Consider the following 13,022-nt stretch of genomic DNA (forward strand, 5'->3'; position numbering starts at 1 on the left):
CGTTTTTCATAATTTATCCCGCAGTCGAAATGATTATCCATATCTTAAGAGAGCGTGCCGCCGGATTACCACTGACCTTAACTGGGTAGTAGGTATCCAAGCTTGGTGCGAAGTAGCCATTGCTGCCACGCACCTCCTTACGCGAAATGGTGATCTCTACCCGCCGGGGAACGGTCAGGATGGTGTTGTGGGCGTTAATAACCAGCTCACCGTGCTGCTTGCTACGGCGGTAGGCCCGGCGCATGGCGTCAACGCTAACCCCATCAACCTGCTCTTTGCCGGCCTGGTTGTGACCAATATACGCTACTGGCAGGCGCGAATTATCCGGCTCCTTGGCCGTCCCACGAATAATATAGTAGTCGGCCCCCAGGCGGTGCTTATGCTGGTCGTAATAGGTCATCTCTACCTCATCATAGCCCGCTGACCGCTGGTCCAAACTCAGCTGCTGGGTGTTAACGACATAATAGATGGTCCCCAGGGCCAATAATACGGTGATGGCCGCCACCACTAGCTTGGTTGTCCACCGGTAACGCCGCCGCACGTAAGGCGTAGTGGCAACGGGCTGGTGGGCAGCCTGTTTTAGGGAGGTATGGCAAACGGGACAAATCCTGGTACCGAGTGGGGAGACCTTCCCGCACTTAGGACAGACCAGGGCAAACATCCCCGGTAACTTGGCCCCGCAATAGCGACAAAAGTGAGCGTCGTCACTGTTTATGGTGTTACATTTTGGACACTTCTTCATTTTTGGACCCCACAAAAAAGAGTGAAGCAGGAACCATCGTTGGTTCTTGCTTCACTCTTTTTATTCACGAATTAATCTTCAGCAACAAATGGCAAAAGACCCATAATCCGTGCACGCTTGATAGCGATAGTTAACTTACGTTGGTTCTTAGCACTGGTACCAGTAACCCGACGTGGTAAAATCTTACCCCGTTCGGAGATGAACCGCCGTAATAAGTCAGTATCTTTGTAATCGATGTATTCGATGTGGTTAGCGGCGATGAAGTCGACCTTGCGACGACGACGACCGCCCCGACGTTGTTGTGCCATGAAATTACCCTCCTATCTGGTAAAAAATTTATTTAGAATGGTAACTCATCATCGGAAACGTCAATCTTCTGTTCCCCGTCATTGTTGCTGTCGGGTGAGAATGGCGCGTTGCTGGTTGGGGCATTGTTGTTGCCACCAAAACCACCATTATTTGGTGATGGGTTTCCTTGAGGAGCATTATTAGTTTGCGGTTGATTACCACCGAATTGCTGGGATTGACCACCAAACGGTTGATTGTTGCCATTACTAAATGGTTGCTGGCCACCCTGCTGATTCATCCCGTTATTTTGACGAGGCTCAAGCAATGCGAAGTTATCAACCACTACTTCAGTAACGTAGACACGGTTACCCTGCTGGTTTTCGTAGTTCCGGGTTTGAATCCGGCCTTCGATCCCAACAAGTGAACCCTTGTGTGTGAAGTTGCTAAAGTTTTCCGCGGACTTACGCCAGATGACGCAATTGATAAAGTCAGCATCCCGTTCCCCATTTTGGTTCCGGAACTGACGATCAACGGCCAGGGTAAAGGATACCACTGCCGTCCCGCTTGTAGTGTACCGCAACTCAGGATCTCGCGTTAAACGCCCAGTTAAGACTGCACGATTAATCATAGATCGTTCTCCTCTCTATTAAAATGACAATCTAATTAAGCATCAAGCTTAACGATCATGTGACGTAGGATATCGTCACTGAACTTAGAAAGACGGTCAAATTCGTTCAATGCTTCGTCAGAATCAGTAGTCAAAGTAACTACGTGGTAAGTACCTTCAGTGTACTTGTTGATTGGGTAAGCAAAGCGACGAGTGTCCCAGTCCTTTGATTCAGCGATGGTTGCACCATTGTCCGTCAGAACCTTGTCGAACCGGTCAACCAGTTCGCTCTTAGCTGATTCTTCGATGTCAGGACGAATGATGTAAGTAATTTCATATTTACGTGTTTCCATGAATGTTACACCTCCTTATGGACTCTGGTTCTCCTTAAAGTAAAGAAGAACAAGGAGAGTAGACGTCTGTACGTATACTCACAGATATAAAATATAGCATAAATACAACTATAAAACAAGCGACGATAACGATAAATCCTGAAAAATGCGGTCACTTATTAAATACGCATTTTTCAGGATTTACATCTTTTTATTCAGGATTTTCTTCGCTTACTTGGTCGGCGGCTTCTTCCTGGTCAGCGGTAGCTTGGTCACTGTCGTCATCAGTTTCCTTTTCTACCTTGGCCATGGTAGCAACCTTGGCGCCGTTGTCCATCTTCATCAGGTGGACACCAACGGCTGCCCGCCCGGTTTGCGATACGCTTTCGATGCCGAAGCGGATGATGACACCCTGGTCAGTGACCAGCATGATGTCTTCGTCCCCATCCACGGTCGTCATCCCGACCAGTGGACCATTCTTCTTCGTCACGTTGACGGTCTTCACACCAAGACCGCCCCGGCCCTTGATTGGGTAATCCTTAGCCGGCGTTTGTTTTCCAAAGCCGTTTTCACTAATTACCAGGACGTTGGAGTCGGCGTTTAGTGGGGCCGCGCCAATTACGTAGTCATCATCACGAAGGCGAATTCCCCGGACACCGGCTGCGCTCCGGCCCATTGACCGAACAACGTCGGAGTTGAAGCTCAGGGCATAACCGTGGTGGGTCCCGATAATCATCGGCTGACCATCTTCAATCACGGCAACGTCCATCAGCTCATCCCCATCGTGGAGGTTAATGGCCTTCAGACCGTTACTCCGGATGTTCTTGAACTCTGGTACCGCTGTCCGCTTGACGGTCCCGTACTTGGTCGTAAAGAAGAGGTACTTGTCATCATCGTTGGTCTTGTGGGACACGTTGATAACCGCACTGATCTTTTCCTTGCTGTCGATATTCAGGAGGTTGATGATTGGAATCCCCTGGGCAGAACGCCCGTATTCGGGAACCTCGTACCCCTTCATGGAGTAAACCTTCCCGGAGTTGGTGAAGAAGAGGAGAAGGTCATGGGTCGAGCTGGAAATCAGCTGCTCAATGAAGTCGTCGTTATGAACGCCCATCCCCTTGACGCCCCGGCCACCACGGTGCTGGGACTTGAATTCGTCCACCGGCAGGCGCTTGATGTAGCCGTTGTGGGTCAGGGTCACAATGATGTCTTGTTCCTCAATCAGGTCCTCGTCTTCGATGTTGGTAATGTCACCAACCTGCAACTCGGTCCGCCGCTTGTCGCCAAACTTCTTTTGGATTTCCATCAGTTCATCATAAATGATCTGGTTGATCCGTTCCTTGTGGGCCAGGATGTCCTTGTAGTCGGCAATGGCAGCCATCAGCTTCTTGTACTCGGCCTCGATCTTTTCCCGTTCCAAACCAGTCAGCCGGACCAGCCGCATGTCCAGGATGGCCTGGGCTTGCCGGTCTGACAGACCATAGTTGTTCATCAACTGGCTCTTGGCAACTTCACTGGTCTGGGACTGGCGGATAATGTTGATGATTTCGTCGATGTGGTCCAGGGCAATCCGCAAACCTTCGACAATGTGCACCCGACTCTGGGCCTTCTTCAGCTCAAACTGGGTTCGCCGGCGAACGACGCTTTCCTGGTGTTCCAGGTAGTATTCCAGAATCTGCTTCAGACTGAGGATCTTTGGCGCCCCGTTGACGATTGCCAGCATGTTGAAGTTGAAGGTTGTCTGCATCAAGGTCATCTTGTAAAGGTTGTTTAAGATGACCTCCGCACTGGCGTCACGCCGGACATCGATCACGATCCGCATCCCGTCCCGGTCGGTTTCATCGTTAACGTCGGTGATCCCGTCAATTTCCTTGTTCCGAGCCAGTTCAGCGATCCGGCTGATCAGGTTGGCCTTGTTGACCATGTACGGAATTTCGTGGACAATGATCCGCTGCTTGCCGTTCTTTTGCTCTTCAATATCAACCTTGGCCCGCACGATAATGCTGCCTCGGCCAGTCTCATAGGCTTTCCGGATACCAGCCTTGCCCATGACTACCCCACCGGTCGGGAAGTCCGGACCAGGGAGGGCCTTCATCAGTTCAGGAATCGTTACGTCCGGGTTCTTCATCAGCATGTGGATGGCACTGATGACTTCACCGAGGTTGTGGGTTGGGATGTTCGTCGCCATCCCGACGGCAATCCCAGAAGCCCCGTTGACCAAGAGGTTCGGGAAGCGGGCCGGCAGGACAACGGGTTCCTTTTCGGTCCCATCGTAGTTTGGTTGGAAGTCCACGGTATCCTTGTTGATGTCCCGCAGCATTTCCACCGCGATCTTGCTCATCCGTGCCTCGGTGTACCGCATGGCGGCCGCACTATCACCGTCGACCGAACCGAAGTTACCGTGACCGTCAACCAGCATGTAACGGTAGCTAAAGTCCTGGGCCATCCGGACTAACCCTTCATAAATCGAGGAGTCACCGTGGGGGTGGAACTTCCCCATGACATCCCCGACAATCCGGGCAGACTTCTTATAAGGCTTATCCGGGGTAACTCCCAGCTCGTTCATCCCGTACAGGATCCGCCGCTGAACCGGCTTCAGCCCATCACGAACGTCTGGCAGGGCCCGGGAGACGATAACACTCATGGCATAGTCCAGGAATGAGTTCTTCATCTGGCTCGTCAGTTTAACGTCCGTAATTCGATTATTTGACATGTCTTCAGCCAATGTCGTTCCTCCTTTTCCGTATTATCCCCGACTAGAGGTCAAGGTTTTCAACAAACTTAGCGTTCTGCTCGATAAAGTCCCGCCGTGGACCAACCTTGGTTCCCATCAGCATTGGGAAAATCTGGTTAGCTTGTTCGGCGTCGTCTAGTTGGACCCGGAGCAGGTGCCGGTTAGCAGGGTCCATCGTGGTTTCCCACAGTTGCTCGGCGTCCATTTCACCAAGCCCCTTGTACCGTTGGATAACCGGCTTCGGGCTCGGCTGCAGGGAGCTAACGACTTGCTGCAGTTCCTCGTCACTTTCGATGTACTTAACAAACTTACCCTGCCGGACTTGGTATAGCGGCGGCTGGGCAATGTAAACGTAGCCGTGGGTGATCATTGGCCGCATGAAACGGTAGATCAAGGTCAAGAGCAGGGTCCGAATGTGGGCCCCGTCGACATCGGCATCGGTCATGATGATCAGCTTGTGGTAGTTGGCCTTGGTAATGTCAAAGTCATCCCCAAAACCGGTTCCCAGGGCCGTGAAGAGGGAACGAATTTCGTCGTTGGCCAGGACCCGGTCCAATGTGGCCTTTTCAACGTTTAAAATTTTCCCCCGAATTGGCAGGATCGCCTGGGTTAACCGCGACCGTCCCTGCTTAGCAGAACCACCGGCGGAATCCCCTTCGACGATAAACAATTCCGAAATGTTCGGGTCCTTACTGGTGTTATCGGCTAACTTACCAGGCAGGTTGGAAATCTCCAGCCCACTCTTCTTCCGGGTAACTTCCCGGGCCCGCTTAGCGGCAACCCGGGCCTTAGAAGCCAGCTGCCCCTTTTCGATGATCTGCCGGGCCTCGTCCGGGTGTTCGAGCAAGAAGCGGTTAAAGGTGGCCGCAAAGACGTGGTCGGTGGCGGTCCGGGCATCGGAGTTCCCCAGCTTAGTCTTCGTCTGACCTTCAAACTGCGGGTCCGGGTGCTTGATGGAGACAACCGCCGTCATTCCTTCTCTGACGTCGTCACCAGACAGGGTCTCGTTGCTCTTTAAGATCCCCGCCTTGTGACCGTAGTCGTTGATTACCCGCGTCAGGGCCATCTTAAAGCCGGTCTCGTGGGTCCCACCTTCGTAGGTGTGGATGTTGTTGGTGAAGGTCAAAAGTTCGCTCCGGTAAGAGTCGGTGTATTGCAGAGACACTTCAACCGTAATCCCGTTTTCCTTCCCTTCAACGTAGATTGGCGGCTCAAAGAGGGTTGTCTTATTTTCGTTCAGGAAGTCAACATAGTGACGGATCCCACCTTCGTAGTGGAATTCTTGCCGCTCAGGATTTTCTTCCCGCTTATCTTCAATGGTGATCTTGAGGCCCTTGTTCAAGAAGGCCAGTTCCCGCAGCCGGGTAGTCAAGGTCTTGATATTGTAAGTCGTGGTTTCCCGGAAGATTGCCGGGTCCGGCTTGAAGTGAACGATGGTCCCGTGTTCGTTTTCCGGAAGGTTGTCGTCAATCACCTTCATCGCGGTCTTAACGTGACCGTGGTCAAAGTCCATGTAGTAGCGCTTGCCTTGCCGGGCAACCTTAACGTCCAGTTCGGTCGACAGGGCGTTAACGACTGAGGCCCCAACCCCGTGCAGCCCCCCGGAAACCTTGTATCCGCCACCGCCGAACTTACCACCGGCGTGCAGGACCGTGAAGACCGTTTCCAAAGCGGGCTTACCAGTTTGTTCCTGAATGTCAACTGGGATACCACGCCCGTTATCTCTGACCGTGATACTGTTGTCGGGGTTAACCTCAACGTTGATCTCGTCACAGAAACCAGCCAAGGCTTCGTCAATCCCGTTATCAACGATTTCCCATACCAGGTGGTGGAGACCCTGGGCTGAGGTCGACCCGATGTACATCCCGGGACGCTTCCGGACTGCATCCAGTCCCTTTAAGACCTGGATCTGGCTGGCATCGTATTCACTCGCTAGTTGCGCTTTCGTTTCTTTTTGTTCGTCGCTCACTATGCTTCCTCCTTAACTAATGTACCGTCCTTTATTTTGAAAATCGTCGGTTCGTTGATTAGCTGACGGGCAACATCACTCAGGCTGGTGGTCGTCAGAAATGTCTGAACTTTATTCTGAATTGCCTTTAACAGGTGGGTCTGTCGGACCGTGTCCAGTTCGGACAAGACATCGTCCAACAGTAGTAACGGGTATTCCCCCGTCTGGGCCTTCATCAGGTCAATCTCGGCCAGCTTGACAGATAGCGCGGTTGTCCGCTGCTGGCCCTGGGAACCAAACGAATGAACGTTTTTCCCGTTGACCATGAAGCGGATGTCGTCACGCTGGGGGCCATACATCGTGCTCCCCTGGTCAATTTCCTTGGCCTTATTTTCCTTGTAAATCGTCAACAGCTGCTGGTAGGCCTGGTCAACCGTCGTCTCGTCACCGATCTTGAGCTGGGTGGCGTAGACCAGCCGCAGTTCCTCCTTGTGCAGCGAAATCTGGTGGTGGAGGTCAGCGGCCCACTTCTCCAATTGCTGCAAAAAATGATGCCGGGCAACGATCACCTCGGCACCATACGCGGCCAACTGGTCTGATAAAACGTCCAACAGGACCTGGTCATGCTGTTGACCATACTTCAATTGTTTGAGGTACTTATTGCGCTGCCGCAGGAGGGTCCGAAACTGGCTGGCATCGTATAGGTACTTGCTGCTCATCTGACTGAATTCCATGTCCATAAACCGGCGGCGTAAGGACGGGGCCCCCTTGACCAGTGATAAGTCCTCCGGTGCAAACAGGATGGCGTTCAGGTTGCCAATATATTGGGATAAACGCGCCTGCTCGAGGTGGTTCACCTTGGCCCGCTTGCCCTCCTTGGTAAACTGCAGTTCCAAGGGCACCTTCCCGGTTGCCTTCTGCACGACCCCGCTGATTGTCGCGGCCTGAGCCTGCCAGTTGATGAGTTCCCGGTCATTGTTGGTCCGGTGGCTCCGGGTCAATGACAGCGCATAAATTGCCTCTAGCATATTCGTCTTCCCCTGTGCATTCCGCCCAATCAGGACGTTCACCCCCGGCGCAAAGTGGACTGTTTCGTCCTCATAGTTGCGGAAATGGCGCAGGTGCAATTCTGTCAGGATCATCTACTGATTCCTACTTACTTTCAATCTGGAGCTGGTGGCCGTCAGGAAGGGTAACCAGGTCGTCAGGATACAACTTCCGGCCCCGCCGGTCATCAGCTTCGTTATTAACTAAAACCGTGTTTTTTTTTAAGTACCACTTAGCAGCACCACCAGTTGGAATGACGCCCTCTTCTTTGAGGACCTGGCCCAAGGTGATGTAGGGGCGGTCGATTACAACTTTTTTAGCTTCCAAAACATTTCACCTACTTTACGCTCTCTATTATACCACAATCACAAGCGAAAATGGCGTCATAGCCCATCTCAGCCAATTGAACTTTTTCGAGGCTTTTTTATCAAAATGGGGTCAAAATGGCTCAATTTGCAAATAAAATCATTTGAGGCCAAATTCATTAACGTAAAATGCCCTTGACCACGAAATGTGGCTAAGGGCATTTTAAATTATTTCACTAATCGTATGTTAGAACGTCCGTACTGGGGTAATCAGGTGGACAAAGTTTTCCGTATCTTCCGTTGGCACCAGGGTAAATGGCCGCAGTGGGGAAGTGAAGGAAATCTTAATGGTGGCCTGGCCAAATGACCGTAAAGCGTCCTTCATGTAGTTCGGGTTAAAGGAAATCTCCAGGTCTTGACCGTCCAAGGCGGTAGTGGCGACCTCTTCTTCAACCGTCCCGATATCAGGGGAGTCACTGCTGATCTGGACACGGTTTGATCCCGGTTGGATGGTCAACTTAACAACATCGTTCCGGCTTTCGTGAGACAACAGGGAAGCACGTTCAATCGAGGCCTGGAAGGTACCGGCTTCAACTTCCATCGTCGTGTCGGCGGTGGTTGGGATCAGCTGACTAGTTTCTGGGTAGTTACCTTCAAGCAGGCGGGAGAAGAAGTGGGTATTGCCGAAAATAAAGAGAACTTGGTTTTCACTGACTTGCAGCTTGATGTCTTCCTTAACGTCACTGACCATCCCCGAAAGCTCGTCCAAGCTCTTCCCGGGAATAATGATGTCAAAGTTCATGCTGCTGTCAACGTTTTCCAAGGCCACTTTCCGTTGTGCTAGCCGGTGACTATCGGTGGCGACCGCCGTGAGGAGCCCATCCTTTAAGGTAAAGTGGACCCCAGCAAGGATCGGCCGACTTTCCTGCTTAGAAACGGCAATGACCGTTTGCCGAATCACTTCACGGAGAACATCGTTAGGGACAGTGATGGTGTTATCAGATTCGATTTCTGGTAGGTGAGGGAAGTTTTCGGCGTCCTGACCATTAATTTGAAACTTAGCCGTCCCGGAAGTGATTTCCGCCTGGAAGCCATTTGTAACTTCAATTGTTACTTGTTTGTCTGGCAACTTTTTAACGATTTCACTGAAGAAGCGGGCAGGTAACACAATGGCTCCTGGTTCCTTAACTGTTAGACCGTAGTCCTCATTGCTAGCGCCAATAACACTTTCAATGGTGATGTCTGAATTACTACCAGTAAGGACAATCCGGTCATTATCAACGACCATCTTTAAGCCCGTTAAAATCGGAATGGTGGTTTTAGATGAGATTGCCCGAAGAACATTATTTAGTTGGCTAATGAATGCGGGACGGTTGATTGTGAAATTCATAGAATGACACTCCTTTTGTGCTGTTATATATAAATATATTTTATAGTTTAAAAATAGTAGTCGTAGTAGGGCCTGTTAATCCTGTGGAAAAGTCCGCTAAGACTATTATAACAAGCATTTCTACTTGTTGATAACTTGTGGATAAGTCTTGGGATAACTTCTGCACTTATCCACAGCTAAGCTTGGAGCTGGTCTTTGAGCTTGTGAATATCCTTTTGGAGTTGGGAGTCGTCCTTAGCGGTGGCCTCAATTTTATCAATGGCGTGCAGAACGGTCGTGTGGTCCTTACCGCCGAATTCCTTCCCAATCTTAGGCAGGGAATAGTCCGTCAGCTCACGCGTCAGATACATTGCAATCTGGCGGGGCATCACGATTTGCTTGACCCGCTTCTTACCCATAATATCGGCCTGGGTAATGTTATAGAAGGAGGCCACCTGTTTTTGAATCTCGTCGACCGTAATCTGGTGCTTGGTCGAGTGGCGGAAGTCCTTGAGGGCCCGGGATGCCAGGTGGGGCGTGATGATCTCATTGCTGAGGTCCGCGTAGACCTGGACCTTAGTCAAGGCGCCTTCAAGTTCCCGGACGTTCGTATCAATCTGACCGGCGATGTAGTTCAAGGTGTCATTGCCAATGTCGATGTGGTCCTCTTCAACCTTACTCCGCAGGATGGCAATCCGGGTTTCCAAGTCGGGCGGCGTAATTTCAACGGGCATCCCCCACATGAAGCGAGAAACCAGCCGGTCTTGTAGTTCGGGGATCTCCCGTGGCATCCGGTCACTGGTCAAGACGATTTGCTTTTGCTGGTCGTAAAGGGTATTGAAGGTGTTGAAGAATTCAATCTGGGTCCCTTCCTTGTCGGCGAGGAATTGGATATCGTCGATTAGTAGGAGGTCGAGGTTCCGGTACTCTTCCCGGAACTGCTCGGTGGTCCGCTTTTGAATTGAATTAATGAAGTCATTCGTGAATTCTTCGCTGGTAACGTACTTAACGCGGGCGTTCTTATTGATCTTAAGCATGTAGTTACCGATGGCTTCCATCAAGTGGGTTTTACCGAGACCAACGCCCCCGTAGATGAAAAGGGGGTTCATGTAGCCGGGACGTTCCGCGGCGTTGAGGGCGGCAGCGTGGGCAATTTTGTTGCCGTCACCGACAACGAAGGTCTCAAAGTTATAGTACGGGTTTAATGGGATATTTGATGTTGATCCCGCAACATTTTGTGGGGTTGGTGATTTAGCTTTTTCTCCCGTTAAAACGTAAACAGGCTCAACGGGGCGGCCCAGTTCACGCTGGACGTACTCCTTGAGCTTTTCCGTTAGGTTCTTATTCCAGAAATCCCGGTGCATTGGCGTCGGTAGTTCAATTTCTAGACGATTTTGCGAGAGAGAAATCGGTTTTGCCGGAGCAATAAAATTGTCAAATGTCACCTGACCGGTGTATTGACGAAAAGAATTTTGGATCGCTTCCCACAGAGAATCGAGCTCAGTCAAAATAATTCCTCCTAGATATTTAATTCCAACCGGTATTTTATCATTCTCTAAAAAAGTTTTCCACAGGGTAATCGAACGAGCAAAAAATTTACACAACTCTGTGTGTAATTCGCCTTTTAGGGATGTGGAAATGGTGGAAAGAGACGAATAAATGATGACTATTAACAGTGAGCTGTGGAAAACTTATTGCTGTTATGGCAGCGATTCAACGACTTTTCAACAGAAATCAACAGGCCTGTGGATAACTTAATAACAGGGTGTGAATTTGGGGATGACCGGTGTATTTCCCTGTGCAAAAATTATCCACAGGGGGAGCTTTTACACAGTGCTGTGGATATTTTTTAACTCTCTGTGGATAACTAAAAAATTTAAATAAATTTTGGCCGTTTATTAATCGCGAAAAGTATGTTATACTTCCAAAGTATGTTTGAAGAAAGATTAGAAACAATCCCATTTATAAAATAGGAGGTGCAATCGCATGAAGCGCACGTTTCAACCAAAGAAGCGTCACCGTGCACGTGTCCATGGCTTCCGTAAGCGCATGAGCACCAGCAATGGCCGTAAGGTATTAGCACGTCGGCGTCAAAAGGGCAGAAAAGTATTATCTGCATAACCACGGCCACTTTTATAGTGGCTTTTTTTATTGTATAGGGGCGGGCAAGCAATTCAGCGAACAACGATCGTTGGCGTTGTTGTTTGCCGGGCCCTTTTTTAGTACCGAAACAAGTGAGGCTGGAGATTAGACATCATGAGAAAGTCATACCGAGTAAAAAAGGAAAGTGAGTTTCAGCGGGTTTTCGAGACTCACAATTCCGTTGCGAACCATAAATTCATCATCTATCAGATGGCTAAGCCAGGCCAAAAGCATTTCCGGGTTGGAATTTCAGTTGGGAAAAAGATCGGTAACGCGGTTCACCGTAACTGGGTCAAGCGACGCATTCGTCAGACCCTCTTAGAGGTAAAACCCCAATTGCGGTCAGACGTTGACTTCTTAGTGATTGCCCGCCCGGCTGCTGATGGCTTGGAGATGGCAGAAACAAAGAAAAACCTGGTCCACGCGTTGAAGTTGGCCAAGTTAATTAATGAAAAGTGAGGAACAATAGCGTGAAAAAGAAGAAAAAAGCCCTGAGCTTAGCGGCCATTGCCGGCTTAACAATGCTGCTGGCCGCGTGTTCTAACAAGCCGGTGACGAGTCACAGCACCGGGTTCTGGGACCACTACATCGTTTATAACTTCTCGCAGTTTATCATCTGGCTTTCCAACCACACCGGTGGCTATGGGATGGGGATCATCATCTTCACGATTATCATCCGGGTCCTTCTCTTGCCACTGATGTTCTACCAGACCAAGTCGATGATGAAGACCCAGGAGTTAACGCCCAAGTTAAAGGCCATCCAGAAGAAGTATTCATCACGTGACCGGGACTCAATGATGAAGATGCAGGAAGAGACCCAAAAACTGTACAAGGAAGCGGGTGTCCACCCGATGGCCTCAATGCTGCCACTCATCATCCAGCTGCCAATCATGTGGGCCCTGTACCAGGCAATCTGGCGGACCCCTGAATTGAAGCACGGGACCTTCCTCTGGCTGCAGTTAGGGCACACCGACCCTTACTTCATCATGCCAATTTTGGCGGCCATCTTCACCTTCATTAGTTCCTGGTTGTCGATGGCCTCCATGCCGGAGAAGAACAGCATGACAACAATGATGACCTGGTTCATGCCAATCATGGTATTCTTCATGGCCCTCGGTTTCTCGTCCGCCATTACCCTTTACTGGGTAGTTTCTAACGCCTTCCAAGTTGTCCAAACCCTGTTGATCCAAAACCCATTCAAGATTCGTAAGGAACGGGAGGAAAAGCAACGGGCTGAAAAGGCACGGAAGCGGAAGTTGGCTAAGGCCAAGCGGCGGGCCTACCAAAGCAGACGTAAATAGGTAAAGTCCGCAACTTAAATTATTAATATTAAAATCACGACTCAGTTCAAAAAACGGGGTCGTGATTTTTTTAAATAAATAATTACTGATAAACGCTTGTCAATAGGGCGCCACTAGGGTAATTTTATTAAGGCAGATTGCAAGAAATAACTTGAACGAATTTAATGACGTAGATTAAGCAGGAAGATCTCGATTGGTGTATGCCAA

13 protein-coding genes are annotated in these 13,022 nt (G+C 50.1%); 3 read left to right on the top strand and 10 right to left on the bottom strand.

All coding sequences use genetic code 11. The features are described 5' to 3' along the window. Window positions 1-13 precede the first annotated feature (13 nt). The 10 genes from QOS01_RS05925 to dnaA form a co-directional block, all read right to left on the bottom strand. On the bottom strand, window positions 14-742 hold the full coding sequence (locus QOS01_RS05925; RefSeq protein WP_283621517.1) for a zinc ribbon domain-containing protein: 729 nt from the start codon (window positions 740-742) through the stop codon (window positions 14-16). 71 nt (window positions 743-813) lie between these two features. Beyond that, window positions 814-1,050 carry a 30S ribosomal protein S18 gene (rpsR, locus tag QOS01_RS05930; protein WP_003665240.1) on the bottom strand — a complete coding sequence of 79 codons (237 nt, stop codon included), beginning with the start codon at window positions 1,048-1,050 and terminating at the stop codon, window positions 814-816. Window positions 1,051-1,082: 32 nt separating this feature from the next. After that, complete coding sequence (gene ssb, locus QOS01_RS05935) at window positions 1,083-1,658, bottom strand: single-stranded DNA-binding protein (RefSeq protein WP_283621518.1); 576 nt, start codon at window positions 1,656-1,658, stop codon at window positions 1,083-1,085. 35 nt (window positions 1,659-1,693) lie between these two features. Beyond that, the gene (gene rpsF, locus QOS01_RS05940) at window positions 1,694-1,990 is read right to left on the bottom strand and encodes a 30S ribosomal protein S6 (RefSeq protein WP_283621519.1); all 297 of its coding nucleotides are present in this window, start codon (window positions 1,988-1,990) and stop codon (window positions 1,694-1,696) included. Between the two features lie 190 nt (window positions 1,991-2,180). Then, entirely contained in the window at window positions 2,181-4,682 is a 2,502-nt protein-coding gene (gyrA, locus tag QOS01_RS05945) for a DNA gyrase subunit A (RefSeq protein WP_283621524.1), read from the bottom strand. Window positions 4,683-4,725: 43 nt separating this feature from the next. Beyond that, a complete protein-coding gene (gene gyrB / locus QOS01_RS05950; protein WP_408612465.1) occupies window positions 4,726-6,672 on the bottom strand; it encodes a DNA topoisomerase (ATP-hydrolyzing) subunit B in 1,947 nt (648 codons plus the stop codon). After that, entirely contained in the window at window positions 6,672-7,793 is a 1,122-nt protein-coding gene (recF, locus tag QOS01_RS05955; protein WP_283621520.1) for a DNA replication/repair protein RecF, read from the bottom strand. The genes gyrB and recF overlap by 1 nt, the downstream gene beginning before the upstream one ends. Window positions 7,794-7,803: 10 nt before the next feature. Further along, on the bottom strand, window positions 7,804-8,025 hold the full coding sequence (gene yaaA / locus QOS01_RS05960; protein WP_283621521.1) for a S4 domain-containing protein YaaA: 222 nt from the start codon (window positions 8,023-8,025) through the stop codon (window positions 7,804-7,806). 225 nt (window positions 8,026-8,250) lie between these two features. Continuing rightward, on the bottom strand, window positions 8,251-9,393 hold the full coding sequence (dnaN, locus tag QOS01_RS05965) for a DNA polymerase III subunit beta (RefSeq protein WP_283621522.1): 1,143 nt from the start codon (window positions 9,391-9,393) through the stop codon (window positions 8,251-8,253). Between the two features lie 176 nt (window positions 9,394-9,569). Beyond that, window positions 9,570-10,880, bottom strand: a complete 1,311-nt coding sequence (gene dnaA / locus QOS01_RS05970; protein ID WP_283621523.1) for a chromosomal replication initiator protein DnaA — start codon at window positions 10,878-10,880, stop codon at window positions 9,570-9,572. Between the two features lie 478 nt (window positions 10,881-11,358). On the opposite strand from dnaA, the gene rpmH reads away from it, so the two are divergent. The 3 genes from rpmH to yidC all read left to right on the top strand — a co-directional run bounded on the left by rpmH (window position 11,359) and on the right by yidC (window position 12,815). Next, window positions 11,359-11,493, top strand: coding sequence for a 50S ribosomal protein L34 (gene rpmH, locus QOS01_RS05975; RefSeq protein WP_003665227.1), 135 nt, complete (start codon window positions 11,359-11,361; stop codon window positions 11,491-11,493). 135 nt (window positions 11,494-11,628) lie between these two features. Beyond that, complete coding sequence (gene rnpA, locus QOS01_RS05980) at window positions 11,629-11,973, top strand: ribonuclease P protein component (RefSeq protein WP_047768356.1); 345 nt, start codon at window positions 11,629-11,631, stop codon at window positions 11,971-11,973. A gap of 62 nt (window positions 11,974-12,035) precedes the next feature. Further along, window positions 12,036-12,815, top strand: coding sequence for a YidC/Oxa1 family membrane protein insertase (gene yidC / locus QOS01_RS05985; protein WP_283621526.1), 780 nt, complete (start codon window positions 12,036-12,038; stop codon window positions 12,813-12,815). Window positions 12,816-13,022 lie beyond the last annotated feature (207 nt).

Origin of the sequence: Limosilactobacillus avium, from assembly GCF_947381485.1 — a bacterium.
Lineage (GTDB): Bacteria > Bacillota > Bacilli > Lactobacillales > Lactobacillaceae > Limosilactobacillus > Limosilactobacillus avium.

What these genes read in the sequence shown, in the direction of transcription:
- recF (WP_283621520.1), bottom strand. Translation starts at nt 7,793, where the DNA reads ATGATCCTGACAGAATTGCACCTGCGCCATTTCCGCAACTATGAGGAC.
- yidC (WP_283621526.1), top strand. Translation starts at nt 12,036, where the DNA reads ATGCTGCTGGCCGCGTGTTCTAACAAGCCGGTGACGAGTCACAGCACC.
- dnaN (WP_283621522.1), bottom strand. Translation starts at nt 9,393, where the DNA reads ATGAATTTCACAATCAACCGTCCCGCATTCATTAGCCAACTAAATAAT.
- rpsR (WP_003665240.1), bottom strand. Translation starts at nt 1,050, where the DNA reads ATGGCACAACAACGTCGGGGCGGTCGTCGTCGTCGCAAGGTCGACTTC.
- rpmH (WP_003665227.1), top strand. Translation starts at nt 11,359, where the DNA reads ATGAAGCGCACGTTTCAACCAAAGAAGCGTCACCGTGCACGTGTCCAT.
- QOS01_RS05925 (WP_283621517.1), bottom strand. Translation starts at nt 742, where the DNA reads ATGAAGAAGTGTCCAAAATGTAACACCATAAACAGTGACGACGCTCAC.
- rpsF (WP_283621519.1), bottom strand. Translation starts at nt 1,990, where the DNA reads ATGGAAACACGTAAATATGAAATTACTTACATCATTCGTCCTGACATC.
- rnpA (WP_047768356.1), top strand. Translation starts at nt 11,629, where the DNA reads ATGAGAAAGTCATACCGAGTAAAAAAGGAAAGTGAGTTTCAGCGGGTT.
- ssb (WP_283621518.1), bottom strand. Translation starts at nt 1,658, where the DNA reads ATGATTAATCGTGCAGTCTTAACTGGGCGTTTAACGCGAGATCCTGAG.
- gyrA (WP_283621524.1), bottom strand. Translation starts at nt 4,682, where the DNA reads ATGTCAAATAATCGAATTACGGACGTTAAACTGACGAGCCAGATGAAG.